The organism is Ruminococcus intestinalis, from assembly GCF_014288065.1.
Lineage (GTDB): Bacteria > Bacillota > Clostridia > Oscillospirales > Acutalibacteraceae > Ruminococcoides > Ruminococcoides intestinale_A.
The window spans coordinates 50,380-73,697 of record NZ_JACOPS010000007.1 but is presented as its reverse complement, the minus strand read 5'-3'; the positions used below and the strand labels follow the sequence as shown (position 1 = coordinate 73,697).

The 23,318-nt window shown below is 41.5% G+C and carries 23 protein-coding genes; 4 read left to right on the top strand and 19 right to left on the bottom strand.

Going from position 1 to position 23,318, the window contains the following annotated elements; genetic code table 11:
• Positions 1-143 precede the first annotated feature (143 nt).
• The 12 genes from rpoC to H8R91_RS11775 form a co-directional block, all read right to left on the bottom strand.
• Complete coding sequence (rpoC, locus tag H8R91_RS11830) at positions 144-3,728, bottom strand: DNA-directed RNA polymerase subunit beta' (protein WP_186936391.1); 3,585 nt, start codon at positions 3,726-3,728, stop codon at positions 144-146.
• Between the two features lie 15 nt (positions 3,729-3,743).
• Positions 3,744-7,469, bottom strand: a complete 3,726-nt coding sequence (rpoB, locus tag H8R91_RS11825; protein WP_186936390.1) for a DNA-directed RNA polymerase subunit beta — start codon at positions 7,467-7,469, stop codon at positions 3,744-3,746.
• A 555-nt stretch (positions 7,470-8,024) separates the two neighbouring features.
• Positions 8,025-8,330 (bottom strand): type II toxin-antitoxin system RelB/DinJ family antitoxin, encoded by a 306-nt coding sequence (locus tag H8R91_RS11820; RefSeq protein WP_022234234.1) that lies wholly within the window; start codon positions 8,328-8,330, stop codon positions 8,025-8,027.
• A gap of 298 nt (positions 8,331-8,628) precedes the next feature.
• Positions 8,629-9,372, bottom strand: coding sequence for an amino acid ABC transporter ATP-binding protein (locus tag H8R91_RS11815; protein WP_022234235.1), 744 nt, complete (start codon positions 9,370-9,372; stop codon positions 8,629-8,631).
• The gene (locus H8R91_RS11810) at positions 9,362-10,093 is read right to left on the bottom strand and encodes an amino acid ABC transporter permease (RefSeq protein WP_186936389.1); all 732 of its coding nucleotides are present in this window, start codon (positions 10,091-10,093) and stop codon (positions 9,362-9,364) included. The genes H8R91_RS11815 and H8R91_RS11810 overlap by 11 nt, the downstream gene beginning before the upstream one ends.
• Positions 10,094-10,157: 64 nt before the next feature.
• Complete coding sequence (locus H8R91_RS11805) at positions 10,158-10,952, bottom strand: transporter substrate-binding domain-containing protein (protein WP_186936388.1); 795 nt, start codon at positions 10,950-10,952, stop codon at positions 10,158-10,160.
• 375 nt (positions 10,953-11,327) lie between these two features.
• The gene (locus tag H8R91_RS11800; protein WP_279287616.1) at positions 11,328-11,687 is read right to left on the bottom strand and encodes a DNA methyltransferase; all 360 of its coding nucleotides are present in this window, start codon (positions 11,685-11,687) and stop codon (positions 11,328-11,330) included.
• A gap of 1 nt (position 11,688) precedes the next feature.
• The gene (locus H8R91_RS11795; RefSeq protein ID WP_186936387.1) at positions 11,689-12,459 is read right to left on the bottom strand and encodes a DpnI domain-containing protein; all 771 of its coding nucleotides are present in this window, start codon (positions 12,457-12,459) and stop codon (positions 11,689-11,691) included.
• A complete protein-coding gene (locus H8R91_RS11790; RefSeq protein ID WP_186936386.1) occupies positions 12,459-12,650 on the bottom strand; it encodes a DpnD/PcfM family protein in 192 nt (63 codons plus the stop codon). The genes H8R91_RS11795 and H8R91_RS11790 overlap by 1 nt, the downstream gene beginning before the upstream one ends.
• A 107-nt stretch (positions 12,651-12,757) precedes the next feature.
• Complete coding sequence (locus H8R91_RS12470; protein WP_022234241.1) at positions 12,758-13,138, bottom strand: DUF3783 domain-containing protein; 381 nt, start codon at positions 13,136-13,138, stop codon at positions 12,758-12,760.
• A gap of 20 nt (positions 13,139-13,158) precedes the next feature.
• Positions 13,159-14,199 (bottom strand): D-alanine--D-alanine ligase family protein, encoded by a 1,041-nt coding sequence (locus H8R91_RS11780; RefSeq protein ID WP_186936385.1) that lies wholly within the window; start codon positions 14,197-14,199, stop codon positions 13,159-13,161.
• 58 nt (positions 14,200-14,257) lie between these two features.
• Entirely contained in the window at positions 14,258-14,620 is a 363-nt protein-coding gene (locus tag H8R91_RS11775; RefSeq protein WP_186936384.1) for a phenylpyruvate tautomerase MIF-related protein, read from the bottom strand.
• 366 nt (positions 14,621-14,986) lie between these two features.
• Between H8R91_RS11775 and guaB the strand changes: the two genes are divergently transcribed.
• The gene (gene guaB, locus H8R91_RS11770; RefSeq protein WP_186936383.1) at positions 14,987-16,465 is read left to right on the top strand and encodes an IMP dehydrogenase; all 1,479 of its coding nucleotides are present in this window, start codon (positions 14,987-14,989) and stop codon (positions 16,463-16,465) included.
• A gap of 192 nt (positions 16,466-16,657) precedes the next feature.
• Here the strand turns inward: guaB and H8R91_RS11765 are convergent, their stop codons facing one another.
• The 5 genes from H8R91_RS11765 to H8R91_RS11745 form a co-directional block, all read right to left on the bottom strand.
• Positions 16,658-16,882 carry a hypothetical protein gene (locus H8R91_RS11765; RefSeq protein WP_186936382.1) on the bottom strand — a complete coding sequence of 75 codons (225 nt, stop codon included), beginning with the start codon at positions 16,880-16,882 and terminating at the stop codon, positions 16,658-16,660.
• A gap of 271 nt (positions 16,883-17,153) precedes the next feature.
• A complete protein-coding gene (gene fdxA, locus H8R91_RS11760) occupies positions 17,154-17,324 on the bottom strand; it encodes a 4Fe-4S ferredoxin (RefSeq protein WP_022234789.1) in 171 nt (56 codons plus the stop codon).
• 117 nt (positions 17,325-17,441) lie between these two features.
• Positions 17,442-18,308, bottom strand: coding sequence for a PSP1 domain-containing protein (locus tag H8R91_RS11755; RefSeq protein WP_022234788.1), 867 nt, complete (start codon positions 18,306-18,308; stop codon positions 17,442-17,444).
• The gene (locus H8R91_RS11750; protein ID WP_186936381.1) at positions 18,296-19,159 is read right to left on the bottom strand and encodes a DNA polymerase III delta subunit-related protein; all 864 of its coding nucleotides are present in this window, start codon (positions 19,157-19,159) and stop codon (positions 18,296-18,298) included. The genes H8R91_RS11755 and H8R91_RS11750 overlap by 13 nt, the downstream gene beginning before the upstream one ends.
• 59 nt (positions 19,160-19,218) lie before the next feature.
• Positions 19,219-19,689, bottom strand: a complete 471-nt coding sequence (locus tag H8R91_RS11745) for a metallophosphoesterase (RefSeq protein ID WP_022234786.1) — start codon at positions 19,687-19,689, stop codon at positions 19,219-19,221.
• A 74-nt stretch (positions 19,690-19,763) separates the two neighbouring features.
• Between H8R91_RS11745 and H8R91_RS11740 the strand changes: the two genes are divergently transcribed.
• The 3 genes from H8R91_RS11740 to H8R91_RS11730 all read left to right on the top strand — a co-directional run bounded on the left by H8R91_RS11740 (position 19,764) and on the right by H8R91_RS11730 (position 21,021).
• On the top strand, positions 19,764-20,003 hold the full coding sequence (locus H8R91_RS11740) for a hypothetical protein (protein WP_022234785.1): 240 nt from the start codon (positions 19,764-19,766) through the stop codon (positions 20,001-20,003).
• An 8-nt stretch (positions 20,004-20,011) separates the two neighbouring features.
• Positions 20,012-20,371 carry a hypothetical protein gene (locus tag H8R91_RS11735; protein WP_022234784.1) on the top strand — a complete coding sequence of 120 codons (360 nt, stop codon included), beginning with the start codon at positions 20,012-20,014 and terminating at the stop codon, positions 20,369-20,371.
• 359 nt (positions 20,372-20,730) lie between these two features.
• A complete protein-coding gene (locus H8R91_RS11730; RefSeq protein WP_022234783.1) occupies positions 20,731-21,021 on the top strand; it encodes a hypothetical protein in 291 nt (96 codons plus the stop codon).
• Here H8R91_RS11730 and H8R91_RS11725 read toward each other — a convergent pair whose 3' ends face one another.
• Together H8R91_RS11725 and proB are read right to left on the bottom strand one after the other, a co-directional pair.
• Positions 21,022-22,266 carry a glutamate-5-semialdehyde dehydrogenase gene (locus tag H8R91_RS11725; RefSeq protein ID WP_186936380.1) on the bottom strand — a complete coding sequence of 415 codons (1,245 nt, stop codon included), beginning with the start codon at positions 22,264-22,266 and terminating at the stop codon, positions 21,022-21,024.
• A 1-nt stretch (position 22,267) separates the two neighbouring features.
• Positions 22,268-23,059, bottom strand: a complete 792-nt coding sequence (gene proB, locus H8R91_RS11720) for a glutamate 5-kinase (protein ID WP_186936379.1) — start codon at positions 23,057-23,059, stop codon at positions 22,268-22,270.
• Positions 23,060-23,318 lie beyond the last annotated feature (259 nt).

The following is a 23,318-nucleotide window of genomic DNA, read 5'->3' as shown; positions in this document are numbered from 1 at the left end:
TTTCTAAAACGACCTAGCTGACAATCTTTTAACACATTTATAACAAATTGTTAATAACTACAAGCACACGCACAAATGCCCGACAATACATTCAGTCATTGTCGGGCATTTTATTTTAATTTAAACCAAAATGTTAGTTAAAATTATTCGGCAATATCTGCAGTTTCGGTTGATTCAACAGCATTTTCATCTGCATCTTCAACCTCTGACTTCGGCTCTTCGAGCTTTACGCCTGCATATCTCGGCATACCTGTACCTGCAGGAATAACCTTACCGATAATAACATTTTCCTTAAGACCGATAAGCGGATCAATCTTACCCTTAATAGCTGCATCTGTAAGAACTCTTGTTGTTTCCTGGAATGATGCGGCAGAAAGGAAGCTGTCTGTTGCGAGTGCTGCCTTTGTAATACCGAGGAGCAGCTGTGTGAATGTTGCCTCTCTGAGGTTTTCTTCACCGTTAGCAATACGCTTTTTAATCTGCTCGTTCTCAAAGAGAACATCGTTCTTATCGTAGGTCTGACCGGACATAAACTTAGTATCGCCTGCGTCCTCAACTCTTACCTTTCTCATCATCTGACGAACGATAACCTCAATGTGCTTATCGTTGATTTCAACACCCTGTAAACGGTAGGTACTCTGTACCTCTGAAATAAGGTAGTTCATTACTGCGTCTGAACCGAGAATTGCAAGAATATCGTGCGGATTAACAGCACCGTCGGTGATTTTGTCACCTTTCTTGATAATCTGACCTTCCTGAACCTTAACTCTAAAGCCGAAAGGAATAAGGTACTGCTTTTCTTCGCCTGTTTCGTGGTTGAATACAATAGCGTGACGAGCATTTTTGATTTCTTCAAATCTAACTTCACCGTCAATTTCACTGATGATTGCAAGGCTCTTTGGTTTACGGGCCTCGAACAACTCTTCAACTCTTGGAAGACCCTGTGTGATATCTTCTGCCGATGCAACACCGCCGGTATGGAATGTTCTCATTGTAAGCTGTGTACCCGGCTCACCGATTGACTGTGCGGCGATAATACCTACTGCCTCACCGACTGTTACAGGCTGGCGGTTTGCAAGGTTAGAACCGTAGCACTTCTTACAAGCACCGTGCTTAGCACGACAAGAAAGTACGGAACGAATCTTAATTCTTTCAACGCCACTGTTTACGATAATGTCAGCCTCTTTGTCGCCCATCATTACATCCTTAGAAACAAGGGTGTTGCCGTTTGAATCGCAGAAATCGTCAACGAGGTATCTGCCGATAAGTCTTTCGTGAAGTCCCTCGATAACATTGTTTTCGCCTGCCTTGATGTCGAAAATTTCAAGACCGTCTGTTGTACCGCAGTCGTCCTCACGAATGATAACTTCCTGTGATACATCAACAAGACGACGGGTAAGGTAACCTGAGTCGGCTGTTCTGAGCGCTGTATCTGTAAGACCTTTACGAGCGCCTCGAGATGAAATAAAGTATTCCATAATGTTAAGGCCTTCACGGTAGTTAGCCTTGATAGGAATTTCGATTGTTTTACCTGATGTATTGGCAATAAGACCACGCATACCTGCAAGCTGACGAATCTGGCTCATACTACCACGGGCACCTGAATCGGCCATCATGAAGATTGGGTTGTAGCGGTCAAGGTTCTTCTGGAGGGCATCGGTTACATCGTTTGTAGCCTTCTCCCAAATCTTAAGAACTTCCTCGTAACGCTCCTCATCAGAACGAAGACCCATCATATAGTCCTCACGAACTACATCGACATCAGCCTCTGCCTTTTTGATGATTTCTTTCTTGGCAGGAGGAATAACGGCGTCACATACGGCAACAGTAATAGCGCCTCTTGTTGAGTATTTATAGCCCTGTGCCTTGATGTGGTCAAGAACATGGCTTGTAATCTCTGTGCCGTTTATCTTAATACATTTATCAATAATCTTCTTAAGTTTAGACTTACCTACAAGGAAGTCAACCTCAAGTTTAAAGCGGTTTTCAGGCTTGCTTCTGTCAACAAAACCAAGGTTCTGCGGAATCGGGTTGTTAAAGATAATCTTACCGATTGTTGTATCAACAAGGTCGGAATACTTAACGCCGTCAATTACCTTTTCGTATCTTACCTTAATCTTTGAGTGAAGCTGGATAACACCGGTCTGATAAGCCATCATAGCTTCATCAACATCACGGAATACCTTGCCCTCGCCACGCTCGCCGTCCTTATCAAGTGTAAGGTAGTACGAACCGAGGATCATATCCTGTGTAGGAACTGTTACAGGCTGACCGTCCGATGGTTTAAGGAGGTTGCCGGCTGCAAGCATAAGGAATCTTGCCTCTGCCTGTGCCTCTGCGGAAAGCGGTACATGGACAGCCATCTGGTCACCGTCAAAGTCGGCGTTGTACGCTGTACAAGCAAGCGGGTGAAGCTTAAGTGCTCTGCCCTCAACAAGTACAGGCTCAAATGCCTGAATACCGAGTCTGTGAAGTGTAGGCGCACGGTTGAGAAGAACAGGGTGACCCTTGATTACAACTTCAAGTGCATCCCAAACCTCGTCCTTTGCACGCTCAACTGCTTTTCTTGCAGCCTTAATATTGATAACAGCCTTAGTTTCTACAAGGCGTTTCATAACAAACGGTTTGAAAAGCTCGATAGCCATTTCCTTAGGAAGACCGCACTGGTACATCTTAAGTTCAGGGCCTACAACGATAACCGAACGACCAGAATAGTCAACACGCTTACCGAGAAGGTTCTGACGGAAACGGCCCTGCTTACCTTTAAGCATATCGGAAAGTGACTTGAGCGGTCGGTTGTTAGGGCCTGTAACAGGTCTGCCTCTTCTGCCGTTGTCAATGAGAGCGTCTACAGATTCCTGCAGCATTCTCTTCTCGTTTCTGATGATGATTTCAGGAGCGTTAAGCTCAAGGAGCTTTTTAAGACGGTTGTTTCTGTTGATAACTCGTCTGTAAAGATCGTTTAAGTCTGATGTAGCAAATCTGCCGCCGTCAAGCTGAACCATAGGGCGGATATCAGGCGGAATTACAGGAATAACATCCATAATCATCCATTCGGGGCGGTTGCCCGAAAGACGGAAACTCTCAACAACATCAAGGCGCTTGAGAATACGAACTCTCTTCTGACCCGATGCTGTTTCAAGCTCTTCTTTAAGCTGTGCAGAGAGCTGCTCAAGGTCAATTTCCTTGAGTAACTTCTGAATAGACTCTGCACCCATACCTGCCTCAAAGTCGTTGTCATACTTTTCACGCATTTCAGCGTACTCTTTTTCGCTCAGGCACTGATTTTTTTCAAGATCACGGCAGTTGCCGGGATCTGTAACAATATATCTTGAGAAATAAAGAACATTTTCAAGTGTTCTCGGAGAAATATCGAGCATAAGAGAAATTCTTGAAGGAATACCCTTGAAGTACCAGATATGAGAAACAGGAGCGGCAAGCTCAATGTGACCCATTCTCTCTCTTCTTACTTTTGCTCTTGTAACCTCAACACCGCAACGGTCACAAATTTTACCCTTAAAACGGATTCTCTTGTATTTACCGCAGTGGCACTCCCAGTCCTTTGTAGGTCCGAAAATACGCTCGCAGAACAAGCCGTCACGCTCAGGTTTTAATGTACGGTAGTTGATTGTTTCGGGCTTTTTAACCTCGCCGTAAGACCAGGCTCTAATTTGCTCAGGGGAAGCAAGTCCGATTTTAATTGAATCAAATGCGTTATTATCTATCATTTTTATACTTCCTCCTTACATATCATTCTTGTTTAAGTCGTCAAAGTCGAAGTAGTCGCTGTCATCGTCATCTACTGCAAGACCCGAATCGTCAAACATATTGCCCTCTTCGCCTTCTTCATCGAGGTTGTAACCGTCCATTGACTCGGTCATTACGCTCTCCTCGTTGAACTCGGTTGTAGCTGCATCTGTAATGTCTTCGTCCTCATCAAACTTCTGCTTAATGTCAATTTCCTCGCCCTGTGCGTCAAGAACACGAACATCAAGAGCAAGTGACTGCAATTCTTTAATAAGAACTCTGAATGATTCAGGGATACCCGGTGCAGGAATGTTCTGGCCCTTAACGATTGCCTCATAAGTCTTAACTCTGCCGATAACATCGTCAGACTTAACGGTAAGAATTTCCTGAAGTGTATAAGCCGCACCGTAAGCCTCAAGTGCCCAAACTTCCATCTCACCGAAACGCTGACCGCCGAACTGTGCTTTACCGCCGAGAGGCTGCTGTGTAACGAGTGAGTAAGGACCTGTACTTCTTGCGTGAATCTTCTCGTCAACAAGGTGATGGAGCTTAAGGTAATACATATAACCGACGGTTACAGGGTTGTCAAAACGCTCGCCTGTTCTGCCGTCGATAAGCCATGTCTTACCGTCCTCGCTGTAACCTGCATCTTTAAGTGCCTGGAAAATATCGCCTTCGTGAGCGCCGTCAAATACAGGTGTCATAATCTTCCAGCCAAGTGCCTTAGCCGCATAGCCGAGGTGAACCTCGAGCACCTGACCGATGTTCATACGAGAAGGTACGCCCAACGGGTTAAGTACGATGTCAAGCGGTGTGCCGTCAGGAAGGAATGGCATATCCTCTACAGGAAGAATTCTTGAAACGACACCCTTATTACCGTGACGACCCGCCATCTTGTCGCCAACGCTGATTTTACGCTTTAATGCAAGATAAACTCTGACAACCTTATTTACACCCGGCTGGAGTTCGTTACGGCTGTCGGCTCTTGTAAATACCTTAACATCTACAACTGTACCGCTCTCACCGTGAGGTACTCTGAGTGAAGTATCTCTTACTTCTCTTGCCTTTTCGCCAAAGATAGCTCTCAAAAGTCTTTCTTCGGCAGTAAGCTCGGTTTCACCCTTTGGTGTAACCTTACCTACAAGAATATCGCCTGCGTGAACCTCTGCACCTACCTGAATAATACCGTCTTCATTAAGGTACTTGAGCATATCTTCGCCGACATTAGGAATATCTCTTGTGATTTCTTCGGGGCCAAGCTTTGTATCTCTTGCCTCTGTATCGTATTCCTCAATATGAATAGATGTATAAACATCATCTCTTACGATTTTTTCGTTAAGGAGAACCGCATCCTCGTAGTTATAACCTTCCCAGGTCATAAAGCCGATGAGTGCGTTCTTACCGATAGCAACTTCACCGTGGTCTGTAGCAGGACCGTCAGCGAGAACTTCACCTTTCTTAACTCTCTGTCCTCTTTCAACAATAGGACGCTGGTTGATACATGTACCCTGGTTAGAACGAAGGAACTTGATAACCTCAAAGTCCTGAATTCTGCCCGAATCGTACTGTACACGAATGTTGCGGGCGTCAACGCTTAATACAACGCCGTCCTCTTCCGCAAGAATACATACGCCTGAGTCTGTACCTGCCTTGTACTCCATACCTGTACCTACGATAGGTGCTTCTGTTCTGAGGAGAGGCACTGCCTGACGCTGCATGTTCGCACCCATAAGAGCACGGTTTGCGTCATCGTTTTCGAGGAACGGAATCATAGCTGTAGCAACCGAAAGTACCTGCTTAGGCGATACGTCCATAAAGTCAAACTCGTCTGCAGGAAGATCTACGAATTCATCTCTTCTTCTGCCGACAACTCTGGTATGAACAAATCTGCCGTTCTCGTCAAGCGGCTCATTCGCCTGTGCTACGGTGTAGTTGTCTTCAACATCGGCTGTCATATAAACAACTTCGTTTGTAACAACGCCTGTTTCTTTATTAATCTTACGGTACGGTGATTCGATAAAGCCGTACTTGTTGATTCTTGCAAATGATGTAAGGTATGAAATAAGACCGATGTTAGGTCCTTCAGGAGTTTCGATAGGACACATTCTGCCGTAGTGGGTGTAGTGTACATCTCGAACTTCAAAGCCTGCACGATCTCTTGAAAGACCGCCCGGGCCGAGCGCTGACAAACGACGCTTGTGAGTAAGCTCTGCGAGTGGGTTTGTCTGGTCCATGAACTGTGAAAGCGGAGAAGAACCGAAGAACTCTCTGATTGCGGCAGTTACCGGACGAATATTGATAAGTGAGTTAGGAGAAAGCGAGTCCATATCCTGTGACTGTGTAGCCATTCTTTCTCTTACAACTCTGTCAAGTCTTGAGAAACCGATTCTTACCTGGTTCTGTAAAAGCTCGCCTACGCAACGGATTCTTCTGTTGCCGAGGTGGTCGATATCGTCTGTTCTGCCGACACCGTGAGCCACGCAGTTAAGGTAGTTGATTGTAGCAAAAATATCATCTTTTGTGATATGGTTAGGAGTAAGCTCGTCTGCTCTGTCTGTGAGCATTTCCTTAAGCTCTTCCTCGTTCTGTGCTGCGTCAAGAATTTCGCAAAGAACATCAAAACGAACATTCTCACGGATTCCGCATTCAGCCTCTGCATCAAAGTCAACATAAGCCTTGATGTCAACCATACCGTTAGAAATAACTTTAACGATTTTTTCGTCCGGTGCTTTTACATAAGCAATCTGAACGCCGGCATTTTCGATTTCTAAAGCCTTTTCTTTAGTAATTTTCTCATCTCTGAAAGCCATAACCTCGCCTGTGCGTGGGTTAGAGATAGGCTCTGCAATAACCTGGCCTTCAAGTCTGTCGGCAATGCCGAGTTTTTTGTTATACTTGTATCTGCCTACTCTTGACATATCATATCTGCCGGGGTCAAAGAAAAGATTATTGATATGCTGTTGAGAGCTGTCTACTGTAGGAGGCTCTGACGGACGGAGCTTTCTGTAAACTTCGATAAGACCTTCTTCAACACTGCTTGTCTGGTCTTTTTCAATAGTAGCTTTCATTCTCTCGTCGTCGCCGAAGAAGTCGAGAATTTCAGCGTCTGTGCCAAGACCTAAAGATCTGATGAACGCTGTAACGGGAAGCTTACGGTTTTTATCGATACGAACATAGAAAACATCGTTGATGTCTGTTTCGTACTCAAGCCATGCACCACGGTTAGGAATAACGGTAGCGCTGTAAAGCTCTTTACCTGTTTTATCGTGGTCCATCTTATAATAAACGCCCGGGCTTCTTACAAGCTGAGATACAATAACACGCTCTGCACCGTTGATGATGAATGTGCCGCTCGGTGTCATAAGCGGGAAATCGCCCATAAACACATTGCTCTCTTTAATCTCACCTGTAGCTCTGTTTAAAAGTCTTGCTGTAACACGCAAAGCGGCAGAGAATGTAGCATCTCTTGACTTACATTCTACAATGCTGTAATTTGGGTGATCAACATCAATAGAGTAATCAATAAAATCAAGCACAAGATTATTTTGATAATCGGTAATTCCCGACACATCCTTAAATACTTCTTTAAGACCTTCGTCAAGGAACCACTGATAAGACTGCTTCTGGACATCAATAAGGTTAGGCATATCAATAACTTCATTGATTTTGCCAAAGCTCATTCGTTCACGATTGCCGAGCTTAACGGGTTTGACATTAACCATAGGCGTATCACTCCTTAATAAATTTGAGGGCAATGCCCCTGTCAAAAAAACCTCTTGACACTTTGGAGATTTTGTGATAATATCCCCCTGTAAGATAAATTTTTTTGACGATTTGTCCGACTGTGTCGGTACATAACCCCATTATGGTACATTGTACTATTTTACGCTACCAAAGGGAGGTTGTCAAGGGCTTTTTTCTAAAAAAGCAAAAATTTTTCAGAAATTTTGATTTTTAGGCAAATAAAATTCTCCACAGGAAAATAAATCCTGTGGAGATTATTTTTGCCCTAAAATGCAACACCCGACAGCGTGTAAAGAAATATCAATACCGATTTTGAGGTAAAAAGGTGTTGAGATTTTATCAACAGTTGATAATCGCAATTTATAAGTTTTCAAAATCCGCTGCAATATTTGCAATGTCCTGCCCTCCGTAAAAAATACGGATAACCGTAACGGTCAAACTGCGGGTGTCTACCGTTTAAAAAGCAATATAAGTATAAATTCCTTTTAAATCGTCCTTTGCTTTCGGAGAGTACACAACCGAAAATAACTTATTCATATACCGAATTCCTTTGCAAGTTCAGCGTCCACCTCATCTGCCGTATAGGTTTTTCCTGCTTTTATAGATTCTTCACCCTTTATTAATTCGGCATTTAATTCAGATTGAGTCATTGAACCGATAGCAGTCGGTTTAACCACAGGAAGTTGAAGATTTAAGGGTAGACTTCTTGTAAGTACAATCTGACTGTAAAGCATCTGAATTGCACTTGACGGAGTAATACCAAGCTGTGCAAGTATATTTTCCGCATTTTCTTTCAAACCTGTATCAATACGGGCATAAACTGCTGAAGTATTTGCCATATAAATCACGCTCCTTTAACTATATTATATTCACTTATGACGGCAAATGCAAGCAATTGCTTGCAAATTATTTTGATTTTTAAAAATTGTAAATGTAAGTAAATCTCGAAAATATTTTATAAACGGTTCTTTATTAAGAATTGGAGGAAATTATGGTATAGCAGGCGGGTTAAGTAAAATAATTTAAAAATTCAGGTCAAGCCTTAAACTTTTATAATTGTTTAGCAACCGTTAAAAATCGCACAAAAAACAGTCTGACAAACGCACTGTTTATCAGACTGTCATATTGTTTATTTAATCAAAAAACCTTTGACAAAAATTCCTTTAATCTGTCATTCTTAGGGTTTGTAAAGAATTCCTGCGGCGGCGCTTGCTCTACGATTACGCCCTTATCAACGAATACAACATTTGTACCTACTTCACGGGCAAAACCCATTTCGTGAGTTACAACCACCATTGTCATTCCGTCTTTTGCAAGCCTTTTCATTACTTCAAGAACTTCGCCTACCATTTCGGGGTCAAGTGCGGAAGTAGGCTCGTCAAAAAGCATTACCTCCGGATTCATACAAAGCGCACGGACAATTGCCACACGCTGTTTTTGACCGCCCGAAAGCTGTGACGGATAGTCATTTGCTCTGTCTGCAAGCCCTACTCTTTCAAGCAGCTCCATTGCCTCTTTGGTAGCCTCTTCCTTACTCTTTTTAAGAAGTTTTACAGGGCCGAGAATCATATTCTTGAGCACTGTCATATGAGGGAAAAGGTTAAACTGCTGAAACACCATACCCATTTTTCTGCGGTGGAGGTTTATATCTACATTTCTGTCGTTAATATCAATGCCGTCAAAAATGATTTTTCCGTCTGTCGGCTCTTCAAGCAGGTTAAGGCAACGCAAAAAAGTTGATTTACCCGAACCCGACGCACCGATAACCACCATTACATCGCCCTTGTGAATTTCGGCATTAATGCCCTTGAGCACTTCGTTATTGCCAAAATACTTTTTCAGTCCCTCGACCTTAATTAAAATATCATTGTTAGTGGTCACTGCTGCGCAACCTCCTTTCAAGTTTTTTGAGGAAGTATGTCAGAATCAATACTATAACAAGGTAGATTGCCGCAACCGAAATAAGCGGGAAAAATGCCTCGTAAGTTCTTGAACGAATAAGATTGCCCACATAAGTAAGATCCTGGAGTGCAACATAACCGGCAACTGAAGTTTCCTTTACAAGCACAATAAACTCGTTGCCGAGTGCAGGCAAAACATTTTTGAAAGCCTGCGGAAGAATTACATGGAGCATTGTGCTGCTGTAATTAAATCCGAGCGAACGGCTTGCCTCAAACTGACCTTTGTCGATTGACATAATACCCGAACGCACAATTTCGGCTACATATGCGCCTGAATTGATACCGAATGCGAGTACCGCTGCGATAATTCCGTTTCTTGACGATGAAAATATGATGTAATACATAATCATAAGCTGAATTACAACAGGAGTACCTCTGATTACCGTAATATAGATATTGCAGAGAACATTTAAAAACTTGAGTAAATAATCACTCGGCTTTCTGCATTTTTTACCGACAAGGTTCTTGTCGTAAGTCGAACGAACCATTGCGATTAAAAAACCGAGGATAATACCTATAACGGCGGCAACGACTGTGATTTCAATCGTTACTCCAAGACCTCTTAAAAATTGCATCCAACGGTCGTCATTAATAAAAGTTCTCTGAAAGCTCGCAGCTATTTCTTGAAAAAACTTATCCATATGTTAAATTCCTTTATATATCAGAAAAGCAGCTTTTATGCTGCCTTTCCGGAAAAATCTTTAATTATTCTTTAACTATAATTACCTGAGTAGCTGTTGTATAGCTGTCAGAGAAGTTGATTGACTGTAATCTTTCATCTGTTACTGTCATACCTGCCATACCGAAATCAGCCTTGCCTGTCTGAACAGATGTTATGATAGAATCAAAGTCCATATCGTCAATAACAAGCTTGTATCCGAGTTTGTCGCAGATAGCCTGTGCCATAGATGCGTCAATACCTACTACTGTGTCGCCGTCATAATACTCGTAAGGCTCAAAGAAAGCGTTTGTTGCCATATGAAGCTCGCCGTTCGGATAATCTGTTCCTGCAGGAGTTACATAAGGTGTTTTTCCCTTTGTATCGTCGCCGATGAAGTTCTTTTCGATTGACTCTGTTGTACCGTCAGCTTTGAGCTCTGCAAGAGCTGTGTTGATTTTGCCGAGGAGTTCTGTATTGTCCTTAGCTACGCAGATTGCATATTCTTCTTCCGCAAACGGTTCGTCAAGAATCTTAAGACCGTCATTAGCGGCAACAAAAGCCTTAGCAGGCTCGCTGTCAATGATAACGCAGTCAATCTTGCCCTGTGTAAGAGCGAGAACAGCGTCTGCACCCTTGTTAAAGCGTTCTACCGTTGAACCCTTTTCCTCGTAATCACTTGCATAAATGTCGCCTGTTGTACCGAGCTGAACGCCGATTTTTGCGCCCTCAAGGTCATCAACAGTTGCAATGGTTTTTGTCGTGTTGCCACCACAAGCGGCAAGGAGCATTGAAGCCGAACAAATTACGGCCGCAAGCGCCAATGAAATAACTTTTTTCATAGAGATCCCCTTTTCTTTTTAAAAAAATCATACATCTATTATAGTAATACAAAAACCAAAATAAATCAAGTAAAAAAGGTAAGATAAATTTGCTAATTCCTACAAAATATCCGTAAAAATTCTGTAATTTTTACATTACGGAAAAAGATATTAAAATTTAGGTTTTTAATGCACTGTTTAAGACAAATTTTTACAATAAAAGAAGACAGCCTTGTCACCCAATTGTTACTTTGCCAAATCATTCACCCGTCACTTAAAAAAGCAAAAACAAAAGCAGGGCGATATTTACACCGATACCGCTCTGCAAAACCGTAAATTATAATTTAACCTTAAGGTTATTGTCTTTTAAATGGTTCTCACTGACTTTTTATTAAATCAAATTTTATGAAATACAAAAAGATATTCGTGTGCAATGAGTAAAAAGTTATATTTTACACTGTTTGTTTTCCAATATCCTGTGGCTCGGCAATTATGCTGTTCCTTGATTATAAGTTCTTTTAAAGTAAAACCTGCATCCTGAAATATTTTCATAACTTGAAAACTCATCGGAATCATATGTCCTTTTTGTCTTGTATCTCCCATAAGAATTGCACAAAATTTTTCTTTTTTTAATACTCTGTAACATTCTTTTGCAACAGGTTTCATTTGTTCAAGAAAGTCTTTTACTTTTAACTGTGATAAATCATTTTCAAGTCCGTCACTATATTTAATTATGTTAGCATACGGTGGATACATATTACAAATTTATTTTTCTATAATGTCCTCTTTCTAAAAATTCTATATATCCTTTATCTCGTAACAGCTGTAATTGTTGTCTGATTTTTGCCTCAATGTGATTATTATTAATATGTTTTTCTTTTAGTACCTCAATAAACCTATAAACATCATTTAGTTTAAACTCTTTATCGGGTATCTCGTTTATACAATTAAGCACATCAAATAGCCAACCTCTGTTATTAATGTTGTTGGTCTGCATATTTTTAATTAATTTATAATCATTGATAACATCTTCTTTGTTTCGCAAATGTTGACGGTCGACAATAAATATTTTTCCCTGCTTAGGTATATCGCTAATAAGTATATTACACCCAATCCAACCCGCTCTTCTTGCATTTTCAGAAAGCGGTTTTCTTTTTTCAATTATCTCCGGCGTGAAAAAGAATTTTGGTACAACTAAAAGATTTAAGACTTGGTACTCCTTTGTGTATTGCATAACAAATAAATCCGGATTAGAAATACTTGTTATTCTTTCAATCATCGTTGAATAAGCCCCATCGGTTATTTTTTTGCCTATATTATTCTCTTTTGCTTTTAATTCAAATACTTCTCCACAAGAGTCACAATAAAAATCTGCCACCGGTTTATTGTTAGCAAATTTACTTAAGTGTGAATTGCCACAATAAGGGCAATAAACATTTTCTGCAAGCCAAGTTTCACTCATTACTCTTATTTTTTGAGAATTACTTTTATAGTTTTCAATAAGTGATAAGTTAAAATTATAATTCATTAAAACTCAATCCATTCACAATTTTTACCATTTAAAACAGCTATCCTTTTTTCTAATAAATTGCCCGGCTCTAAAACATATTCGCCATTATTATATTTTTCTTTTGCAATACTTATAGCTTCATTATAAGTGTTTGCTTCAATATTAAAATTTTGTGAAATTACTTCTTCTATTGTTATATTAAAAATCAAAATATTCCCCTCTTTCTTCCAGAATATAAAAACGGATTCAACGAAAATATATAAATTTATAAAAGCAGAGCAGTATTTTGTTAAATACCGCTCTGCAAAACCGTAAATTATAATTTAACCTTAAGGTTATTGTCTTTTAAATGGTCCTCGCTGACTTTTTGATAAAGTCTGTTTCCGCTCCAACGGCTGTTGTCGGGAGTGAGGGCACAAATCAGAGGCATTTTATTTATGCCGTGGCTTTCAAGTTTTTTAAGCATAACATTAAATGTAAGGTGCGGAAAATCCTTGATAACCATAAGCTCATCGTCAAAGTTCGGAGAATCGTCGGGCAACGGTTCAATATCCTTTAATCCGAACAATGTTCCTATAGGCTTTGAAAAGTCCTTTTTCGCCGCTGTTTTTACAGGTATTTTCATAGACAAAAGCGTATTTCTTACGGCTTTCAGTCTGTCGCCTTTATAATTATAAAGAAGTACAGCCTCGTTCACGGCAAAACACCTCTGTTTTATTAATTGTATTTCTCAAGAGAAACTTCAATGATTTTTTCGCAAAGTGACGGATAGTCAATACCCTCTGCCGCTGCCTCCTGTGGGAGCAAGCTTGTCGGAGTCATACCGGGAAGTGAGTTTGCCTCAAGACAATAAGCCTCGCCCGATACTTTATCAAGAATAAAGTCAATTCTTGCATAGCTCTGCAAGTTGAGAGCCTTAAACGCAGCCTCGGCAGCTTTACGAAGAACATCGTCCTCGCTTGCAGTAATGTCAGCAGGGCAAATTTCGTCTGTTGCGCCTGCCTGATACTTTGCCACATAATCGTAGAAACCTGTCTTAGGAATAATCTCAATCGGAGGCAATGCTCTGCCGCCGATAACGCCTACGGAGAACTCTCTGCCATCTACGAACTGCTCAACTACGATTTCTTTTTCATATTTGAAAGCCTCTTTTACAGACTCTAAATACTCCGCTCTGTTTTCTGCCTTTGTAATGCCTACGCTTGAACCGCCCGAACACGGTTTTACAACGCAAGGATAGTAACTCCAATCCTCTGCGTCTTGAGCTGACTTGTAAACTCTGCCCGCAGGGGTTGTAACTCTGTTCTGAATAAGTACGCTCTTTGTAAGCGCCTTATTCATAGCAAGCGCAGAGCCGAGATAACCCGAACCCGTGTATTTGATGCCGAAAAGGTCAAGTGTAGCCTGAATCTGACCGTTCTCGCCCTCACCGCCGTGAAGAGCAAGATATGTAATATCTGCCTCGGCGCAGATTTCAATAACATTCATACCGATAAATCTTGACGATTTATCAAGGCGGTTCTCCTTGACTGTCTTAATGTCGGGAATTTCCGTGCCGACACCGAGGCTGTCCGTAAAGCTGTAATTGTGCTTGAAGAGTGCGTCAATGTCGCAGAAATTCTCTTCGTAACCCATAAATACATCAAGCAAAACTACTTCGTTACCTTTTTCACGCAAAGCAGACGCTACCTTAATACCCGAAGATATTGATACATCACGCTCTGTACTTAATCCGCCTGCAAGAACAACAATTCTCATAATAACTCTTTCTCCCGTAAAATATATAGATAATTATTCGGTAAATAACAGTCTGTTTTCAGAACATAAAGCTGTCCATACCCCAATGCTCTACTTCATCGTACTTAACATAGCAACGCTTGCCCGCAATGCCGTTTGTCTGCATAATATTGCAGATATTCTCGGTAACTTTGGCATAGCCGTCTTTTATACCCTTGCCCAGAAGTTTTACTTCAACTATTGCCGCAGGCTCGTCACTGCTGCCCTGAAAACTCATTTTTAATCCGTCATTAACGGCGCACATAACATACGCCTCGCTCTTGCCGATTGCCTTAAGCGAACCGGAAAGCTCTTTCATAAGTTCGTCTGCTTTCTCCTTTGAGAAAGTCACATTAGTTTTAACATCTATAAAAGGCATAAAATCTGTCCTTTCGTAAATCATAAGCCAAATAACTATCCTATATTATAATACGCATAAGTTTTTAAAGCAAGGATTTTTTGATGTTGTAATAAAGTTTATAAAAAGCGTTTTTTATACATCTTAAAAAGCAAAATATTTTTGGCATTTTGCATATTAAAACATTAAAATACTATTGAAAACAACGAAGTACAATTGCCGAATACACAATAATACTTTATAAACATTTTATATTATTCACAAAATGCCGTCTTATTTACAGGCTCAGAAAATTCGTTATAAAAATTTTAAAAACTGCAAATTATCTGTTGCACTTGAGTGAATTATTTGATATAATAAAATTTAATAATAAACAATTATGTATGAGAAAAGGAAAATGGAGGATAGTTTATGTTGAATACAGATTACAATCAGAAATTCGGCAAAGAAGGTCTTACCTTTGATGATGTTCTTCTCATCCCCGGTGAGTCTGATGTAGAACCTAAGAATGTTGATATTTCATCAAATCTTACAAAAAATATTAAGCTTAACACTCCTGTTGTTACTGCTGCAATGGACACTGTAACCGAAACCGCAATGGCTATTGCTATTGCCAGAGAGGGCGGTATCGGTGCTATTCATAAGAATATGAGCATTGAAAAGCAGGCTGACCAGGTTGACCGTGTTAAGAGAAGTGAAAACGGTGTTATTGTAAATCCGTTCTTCCTTTCTCCTGAAAATACAGTCCGTGACGCTAACGACCTTATGGGCAAATATAAAATTTCCGGTGTTCCGATCTGCCGTGACGGCAAACTTGTAGGTATTATCACAAACCGTGACCTTCGCTTTATGACCGGCGCTGACTTTAACCAGCCTATCGCAAACGTTATGACTTACGAAAGCCTTGTTACCGCTCCTGTAGGCACAACATTAAAGCAGGCACAGGAAATTCTCCGTAAACACAGAATTGAAAAGCTTCCGCTTGTAGGCTCTGACGGCAGTCTTAAGGGACTTATTACAATTAAAGATATTGAAAAGTCGGTTCAGTATCCTAATTCAGCCCGTGATGACAAAGGCAGACTCCTCTGCGGTGCGGCTATCGGCGCTACAGCAGATGTTCTCGACAGAGTTGCCGCTCTTGTTGAGTCACAGGTCGATGTACTCTTCCTCGACTCCGCTCACGGTCACAACTCAAACATTTTAAAAACAGTTGCCAAAGTTAAAAAGGCTTATCCTAATGTTCCGCTCGTTGCCGGAAACATTGCTACAGCAGAGGCTGCCAAGGCTCTTATTGAGGCAGGTGCAGACACAGTAAAGGTTGGTATCGGTCCGGGTTCTATCTGTACAACAAGAATTGTTGCAGGTATCGGCGTACCGCAGATTACAGCAATTTACGATGCGGCTTGTGAGGCATCTAAGTACGGTGTACCGGTTATTGCAGACGGCGGTATCAAGTACAGCGGTGATATAGTTAAGGCTCTTGCGGCAGGCGGCAGCGTAGTTATGGTCGGCTCACTTGTTGCAGGTTGCGAAGAAAGCCCGGGAGAAAAAGAGATTTATCAGGGCAGACAGTTCAAGGTTTACCGTGGTATGGGTAGCCTTGGCGCTATGGGCAAAGGCAGCTCCGACAGATACTTCCAGGCAAGCAACAACAAGTTTGTTCCGGAAGGTGTTGAAGGCAGAGTACCCTACAAGGGAACTCTCGGCGACACAATTTATCAGCTTATGGGCGGTCTTAAGTCCGGTATGGGTTACACAGGTTGTGCAACTATTTCTGACCTTCATCAGAAAGCACAGTTTGTAAGAATTTCAGGAGCAGGTCTTCGTGAAAGCCACCCACATGACATTCAGATTACAAAGGAAGCTCCAAACTATTCTTTTAACGGCTGATTTTAAATAAAAAATATTTAACCGCTTGGTGTTTTATGCATCAAGCGGTTTTTTGCGGTTTTTATTAAAGTTTTTTCAGGTTCTTTATCAAAAGTTGGGGTAAATTGTGGTTTAGCGGAGTGTCGGTCGGGCATTGAAATTCAGCTAACGCTAAATTATCCTCCCAAAAGCAAAAAAGTTTACTCAATTTTTTCAAAAATTGCGGGTTTGGGCAGCGCCCATAAAAATCTTCCGATATAACAATTTATCAGGCGCAAACAGCCACGCTGTTTGCGTGCTTGCACTTAGTTTGACAAAACAGGCGACAGCCATTATAAACAGAAATGCTAAAAACATAGTCAACGCATTGCGTTGACTATTAAAATGATGTTTATTTCCTTTTGTTGCTCTTGCAAAGGCATTCGCCGTTGCGTTCAAGCCGCCAAACAGCGAGCTGTTTGGCTATCGTCAGATTGCGTAAACGGAAAGTATTTGTGGGCTTTGCCCACACCCACGACCTTTGAAAAGGTCGACCAAACTTTTATAATTGCTTGGCTAAACTGTGAGTTAAACCATAATTTATTATTGTTACCCCAACATTTAGTACAAAACCTTTTTTCAATAATTTTCTCCAAATTTTTTATAAAAGCCTAAACAAAAAACAGCAAGGAAAAATCCTTGCTGTCTTTAAATTCCATTAAGTATTAACTTATGCCTGAGCAGGTGCTCCTACCGGGCAAGTTGCCTCGCATGCTCCGCACTCTACACAAACATCAGCGTCGATAACATACTTGTCATCGCCCTCAGAAATTGCGCTTACAGGACACTCCTCAGCACAAGCTCCGCACTTGATGCACTCATCACTAATCTGGTATGCCATTCAAAAACACCTCCTGTGAAATATTACACCTATATTGTAACATATATTTTTAAAAATGCAATATTTTTAGAACATTTTTCAAAAATAAATATTTTCCAAAAGGTATTTTTGGTTAGTTTACTCTAACCCTTTTAATTTTTCCATTTCTTCTTTATCGACTTTAATGTAGCCGTCTTTAACAATTTTGCACTGCTTTACATTAAAAGTCTTTGCCGGTGCTTCGGGCGGAGTGTTGTTCAGTTTAACCTTAAGCGTGCGGGCAATAAGGTTATTTTCCACTACAAGACCTTTTCCGTCAGGTGTATTGACTATTGCGCCAACCTTAGGAGTTTTCTTTAACAGGTCTGTGTATGCGTCCTGCTCGTACTTAAGGCAGCACATAAGTCTGCCGCAAGTACCCGAAATCTTTACGGGTGAAAGCGAAAGTCCCTGCTCCTTTGCCATTTTTATTGAAACAGGCTGAAACTCGCCCATAAAACTTGCACAGCAAAACGGTTTTCCGCATACACCGAGTCCGCCGAGCATTTTTGCCTCGTCACGCACACCTATCTGTCTTAACTCGATTCTTGTTCTGAATACAGACGCCAAATCCTTTACAAGCGCTCTGAAATCCACTCTGCCGTCTGCTGTAAAGTAAAACAAAATTTTACTGTTGTCAAAAGTACATTCAACGCTTACAAGCTTCATTTCAAGTTTGTGGTTTGCAATTTTCTGCTCGCAAATTCTGTATGCCTCCTTCTCCTTAAGTTTGTTTTCCTCAAGGTGACGAAGGTCATTTTCGGTTGCAATTCTGATAAGCGGCTTGAGCGGATACGCAAGCTCTTCATCAGAAACCGTTTTATTCGGTGTGGCAACCTTACCGCACTCAAGACCTCTTGCGGTTTCTACAATTACCATATCACCGGCGCTTAACTTATTATCAAGCGGGTCAAAGTAATAGACCTTGCCGACTTCTTTAAATCTGACTCCGATTACCTCTGCCATATTATCCTCCTGTACTCCCCGCTCAAAAAAGCGGAAAGCAAATCCATATTTACATTCTGCGGTATTTTCTGCCTTGCAAGCTCGGTTGCCTCTACAAGCTGCAAAGCCATACCCGTAGTTATTCTTTTATTCAGCTTTTGTGCAAGCTGACCGTCTATTCTCGCACTTATTCCCCGTGCAACCGCTATGCAATCTCTGAAAATCACCGTAAGCACGGCAAGGGTTTCGTCTGCAAGTTTTCTGTCGGAAAAGCCTGTCAATGCCGACAGCAACTGCCACTCGCTCGGCGCAATCGTTCCCTCTGCCACCGCTCTTGCAAGCTCGGTTGCCTGCTCGCTGTAGCTTTCTTCACCTTTAACGGTAAGCACGGTACAGCGTGACAAAATAGTGTTGAGCAATCCTCTTGAATTTTTGCAAAGCAACAAAAACAGGCAATTCTGCGGCGGTTCTTCAAGCAACTTCAAAAATGAATTTTGTACCACAGGCGAAAGCCTTGTATCTGCACTTTCAAACACAAAAATCTTTATATCCGCCTCATTCGGGCGAATACTTGCGTTTTCAATAATATCTCGCATTTGCTCAATGGAATAAATCTGCGATTTCTTTTCAGGTTGGGCATAGTAAATGTCGGGGTGCACCTTCTCCCTTGCTTTTATGCACTGCTCGCATTTTCCGCAAGGCTTATTTTCGGCTCTGCACACCGCCCTCATTGTAAGAAAGGTTGCAAGCCCCTTGCATTTTTCGGCGTCTGCGCCCTCAATTACTATTGCGTGAGGTTGTCTGTTCTGTGAATACAGGCTGTCAAGCCTTTGCTTTAAAGCCTCGTCAAACTCAAAATCCGTGTAATTCAACCTTTCGCCTCCCGACCTTATTTTAGTATAACACAAAAATGTTCATAATGCTACAAAAATCATTTTACAGCTACGGTATTGGTAATAATTTCACCCTTGTCGGTAATATCAATTATTCCGTAGCTTGCCATATATCCGCCGCAGCTGCCCGGGTTAAGAACATAAAGTCCGTCCTCGTACATAGAAAGCGCAGAGTGAGTATGACCGAAGCAGAGAATATCAGCTTTTGCCTCTCGTGCGGCGCACATAATTGTGTAAAGTCCCACCTTTGCGTTATACAAATGACCGTGGGTTATAAAAATTGTCTTTCCGTTTATTCTCAAGGTTTCGGTCGCAGGCAGCATACTGCCCCAATCGCAATTGCCACGCACGCCGACAACCATTTTATCCTTAAAATTCTGTTTTAAATATTCAACCTGTTCTTCGCCGTCGCCGCAGTGAATAATAACCTCTGCAGTCGGCTGCTCGGTAACGGCTTTCATCATTCTGTTAAAATCTCCGTGTGTATCGGACAAAACTAAAATTCTCATACTTACCTCCGCAAAACTAAAGCTAAGTGTTATAAAAATATATAAATACGCATATTATTATCCGAGGTGTTTATATGGCTGATAATAAGAATATGCAGGATATGCTTAAACAAATGTCGCAACAGCTCAACCTGTCGGAAAACGAGCTGAAATCCGCTGCAAAAAAGGGCAATGCAAACAGCATTTTTAAAAATGCCGACAGTAAAACTCAAAAAACAGTGGAGGAAATTTTAAACGACCCGCAAAAAACAAAAGAGCTTTTGGAAAGCCCGCAGGCAAAAGCAATAATTGAAATGCTGAGAAAGGGGAAGTAAAACCCGCCATGGCAGATATTCAGGATAAAATAAACGAAATACTCAGCAATCCCGAGGCTTTGCGACAGGTGCAAAGCCTCGGTGAGCAGCTCGGTCTTGCAGGAAACGCACCCGAAAAACCACAGCCTCCCGAAAAGAAAAATGAGCTTTCCCTGCCCACGGATTTTATGAACGACGACATTGCAAAAAGTCTTATTAAAATTCTGCCCGCCGTTAAATCAATCGGCTGTGAGGACGATACAACAAGGCTTTTAAATGCTCTGCGCCCGTTTTTATCTTGTGAAAAGCAGGAAAAACTTGATAAAGCCGAAAAAATGCTTAAGCTGTTCAAAATTCTCCCTCTGCTCAAAGATATAAATATATTTTGAAAAAACTCAAAACTTTTTATTATTTAACTTAATCTGTTCAATAGTATCTCTTACCCGAACATTAGGTTCTGTTCTAAATGTTGCGGTAACATTTAAAAATTACGATTTAGCAAATTGCTGTATAAAGCAATTATAAAAGTTTGGTAGACCTTTTCAAAGGTCGTGGGTGTGGGCAAAGCCCACAGATACTTTCCGCTTACGCAATCTATGGTTTCTTTTTATAAAAAAGCTTGACCTAATTTTTTAATTATTTAGCCTAAGCAGTGTGCTAAACCGTAATTACCCCAAACTTTTAATAAAGAACCGCATTTAACAAATCCCCAAAGTAATATTAACACCCAACCTTTGGAGGTGATAATTTGGCATCGTTTGAAGAAGAGGCTCTGCGCCGTGCGCAACAAATGCACTCTCGCCCACCGCATCAGACGGAGCGTGAGAAAAAGCCTAAACCGCCTGAAAAAAAGCCCGAAGATACTCCGCAAAAAACAGATAATAAACAAGAAAACAAAGCGCAGGGTCAGCAGAAAAGTCTTGTGGATTTTCTGCTCGCCGACAAAGAGCAAAGTCTGATTCTGCTCCTGCTGCTTTTGCTTTCAGGCGAAAAAGCCGACCCGTCGCTTTTGCTTGCATTGATGTATTTGCTTATGTAATTATCTGATCTGACCGTTGCCTCTTATAATAAATTTACAGCTTGTCAGCTCATTAAGGCCCATAGGACCTCTTGCATGGAGTTTCTGTGTGGAAATTCCGATTTCCGCACCCAAGCCGAACTCTCCGCCGTCCGTAAAGCGGGTTGATGCATTTACATACACTGCTGCCGAATCAACGCAGGCGGTAAATTTATTTGCGTTGTTGTAGTCATTTGTAATTATGCTTTCGCTGTGACCCGTGCTGTACTTTGCAATATGGTCTATAGCGTCATCAAGACTGTCCACAACCTTAACGGCAAGAATATAGTCGAGAAATTCCTTTGCATAATCCTCCTCGGTTGCAGGTATAACGCTGTCGCCGAGGATTTTTCTTGTGGTTTCACAGCCTCTAAGCTCTACATTCTTTGTGTCGAGTAATTTTTTAATTTCAGGCAAAGCCTTTTCGGCAATGTTCTTGTGAACAAGTATAGTTTCTATCGCATTGCATACAGACGGACGAGAGGTTTTGGCATTAAAAATAATGCTTGCCGCCATATCAACATCTGCACTTTCGTCAACAAAAATGTGGCAGTTGCCTACACCTGTTTCGATTACAGGTACTTTTGCGTTTTCGACAACGGAACGAATAAGTCCTGCGCCGCCACGGGGAATAAGCACATCAAGATAATCGGATAACTGCATAAGCTCTGTTGCGCTCTGTCTTGATGTATCCTTAACAAGTGCGATACAATCCTTTGGAAAACCAACGCTTTCAACAGCGTTTCTCATAATCTCCGAAACGGCAAGGTTTGAATTGATAGCCTCTTTACCGCCACGCAGAATTACCGCACTGCCTGCCTTAAGGCAAAGTGCCGCCGCATCCGAAGTAACATTCGGACGAGCCTCAAATATGATGCCGATAACGCCCATCGGTACTCTTACTTTCTCAATATTAAGTCCGTTTTTGAGAGTTCTGCCCTCAAGAACATTACCGATTGGGTCGGCAAGAGCGGCTACCTGTTCAACGCCCTCCGCCATACCGTTTATACGCTCGGGAGTAAGTCTTAATCTATCGAGTAAAGACTCTGTAAGACCGGCGTTTTTTCCGTTTTCTATGTCAATTTCGTTCGCCTTTATAATTTCATCGCTGTGCTCACGCAGAGCCTTTGCAATAGCCAAAAGCGCATCGTCTTTTTTACTGCCCGCCGTACGCAAAAACACCGAGGCATTCTTTGCGTTTGCACCCATAATTTCAAGCTGTGTCATATCAATTCTCCTTTCTGGCAAGGAACTTTGTTCCCACATTCATTCCGTCAAATACATAGTAAAGTACATTCGGATTTGCACCGTTTACAATGTGGCACTCTACCCCACGCTGAGTTGCATAATCCGCTGCGTGCAGTTTTGTAATCATTCCGCCCGTACCTCTGTTTGAGCCTGTGCCTGCCGCCATTTCAAAAATTTCGGGAGAAATTCTGCCCACAACATCAATTTTGTTAGCGTTTGGATTGGAGCGTGGATTATCGTCGTACAGACCGTCTATGTCTGTAAGAATAACAAGTTTATCCGCACCGACAAGACCCGCAACAATGGCGGAAAGCATATCGTTATCGCCAAAGTTGTTGCCCTCAAGCTCATCAATGGCAACCGTATCGTTTTCGTTGATTACAGGGATAATATTCATATCAAGCAGTTCATCAAGAGTATTGATTACATTCTGCCTTTTCTGCTCGGTTTCTACGGCATAGCGTGTTAAAAGTATCTGCGCAACCGAGTGGTTGTATTCACCGAAAAGTTTGTCATACATAAACATAAGCTCGCACTGACCGATAGCCGCAAGAGCCTGTTTTTTCTTGGTTTCTGTGGGACGAACTGAAAGCCCTGCCTTGCCCATTCCGACGCCGATAGCACCGGAGGACACAAGAATTATCTGCTCACCGCTGTTTTGCAAATCAGCAATAACTTTGCAGAGAGATTCGATACGGCGATAGTTGATTTTTCCGTTTTCGTATGTAAGGGTTGATGTACCCACCTTAATTACGGTAAGCTTTTTTTCCATATTATACCTCACCCGTTTTCAATATTCTTTCAATATTCATTATACTGTATTAATTTTGAAATATCTGCCGCACCGCATACGGCAGCAGACACCTGTATTTAAATTATATCACAACTGCCCCTTAAATTACAACAAAATTTACACAAATGTATATGCGGTTTTTCGCAAAAGTTTCATCAAAACTGTTAATTTATATTGACAAAAAGCCGTTAAAATACTAAAATTATAGTATATGTTACTAATTTAATATTTCACGACT

What these genes read in the sequence shown, in the direction of transcription:
- rpoC (WP_186936391.1), bottom strand. Translation starts at nt 3,728, where the DNA reads ATGATAGATAATAACGCATTTGATTCAATTAAAATCGGACTTGCTTCC.
- rpoB (WP_186936390.1), bottom strand. Translation starts at nt 7,469, where the DNA reads ATGGTTAATGTCAAACCCGTTAAGCTCGGCAATCGTGAACGAATGAGC.
- H8R91_RS11820 (WP_022234234.1), bottom strand. Translation starts at nt 8,330, where the DNA reads ATGGCAAATACTTCAGCAGTTTATGCCCGTATTGATACAGGTTTGAAA.
- H8R91_RS11810 (WP_186936389.1), bottom strand. Translation starts at nt 10,093, where the DNA reads ATGGATAAGTTTTTTCAAGAAATAGCTGCGAGCTTTCAGAGAACTTTT.
- H8R91_RS11805 (WP_186936388.1), bottom strand. Translation starts at nt 10,952, where the DNA reads ATGAAAAAAGTTATTTCATTGGCGCTTGCGGCCGTAATTTGTTCGGCT.
- H8R91_RS11800 (WP_279287616.1), bottom strand. Translation starts at nt 11,687, where the DNA reads ATGTATCCACCGTATGCTAACATAATTAAATATAGTGACGGACTTGAA.
- H8R91_RS11795 (WP_186936387.1), bottom strand. Translation starts at nt 12,459, where the DNA reads ATGAATTATAATTTTAACTTATCACTTATTGAAAACTATAAAAGTAAT.
- H8R91_RS11780 (WP_186936385.1), bottom strand. Translation starts at nt 14,199, where the DNA reads ATGAGAATTGTTGTTCTTGCAGGCGGATTAAGTACAGAGCGTGATGTA.
- H8R91_RS11775 (WP_186936384.1), bottom strand. Translation starts at nt 14,620, where the DNA reads ATGATTTACGAAAGGACAGATTTTATGCCTTTTATAGATGTTAAAACT.
- guaB (WP_186936383.1), top strand. Translation starts at nt 14,987, where the DNA reads ATGTTGAATACAGATTACAATCAGAAATTCGGCAAAGAAGGTCTTACC.
- fdxA (WP_022234789.1), bottom strand. Translation starts at nt 17,324, where the DNA reads ATGGCATACCAGATTAGTGATGAGTGCATCAAGTGCGGAGCTTGTGCT.
- H8R91_RS11755 (WP_022234788.1), bottom strand. Translation starts at nt 18,308, where the DNA reads ATGGCAGAGGTAATCGGAGTCAGATTTAAAGAAGTCGGCAAGGTCTAT.
- H8R91_RS11745 (WP_022234786.1), bottom strand. Translation starts at nt 19,689, where the DNA reads ATGAGAATTTTAGTTTTGTCCGATACACACGGAGATTTTAACAGAATG.
- H8R91_RS11740 (WP_022234785.1), top strand. Translation starts at nt 19,764, where the DNA reads ATGGCTGATAATAAGAATATGCAGGATATGCTTAAACAAATGTCGCAA.
- H8R91_RS11735 (WP_022234784.1), top strand. Translation starts at nt 20,012, where the DNA reads ATGGCAGATATTCAGGATAAAATAAACGAAATACTCAGCAATCCCGAG.
- H8R91_RS11725 (WP_186936380.1), bottom strand. Translation starts at nt 22,266, where the DNA reads ATGACACAGCTTGAAATTATGGGTGCAAACGCAAAGAATGCCTCGGTG.
- proB (WP_186936379.1), bottom strand. Translation starts at nt 23,059, where the DNA reads ATGGAAAAAAAGCTTACCGTAATTAAGGTGGGTACATCAACCCTTACA.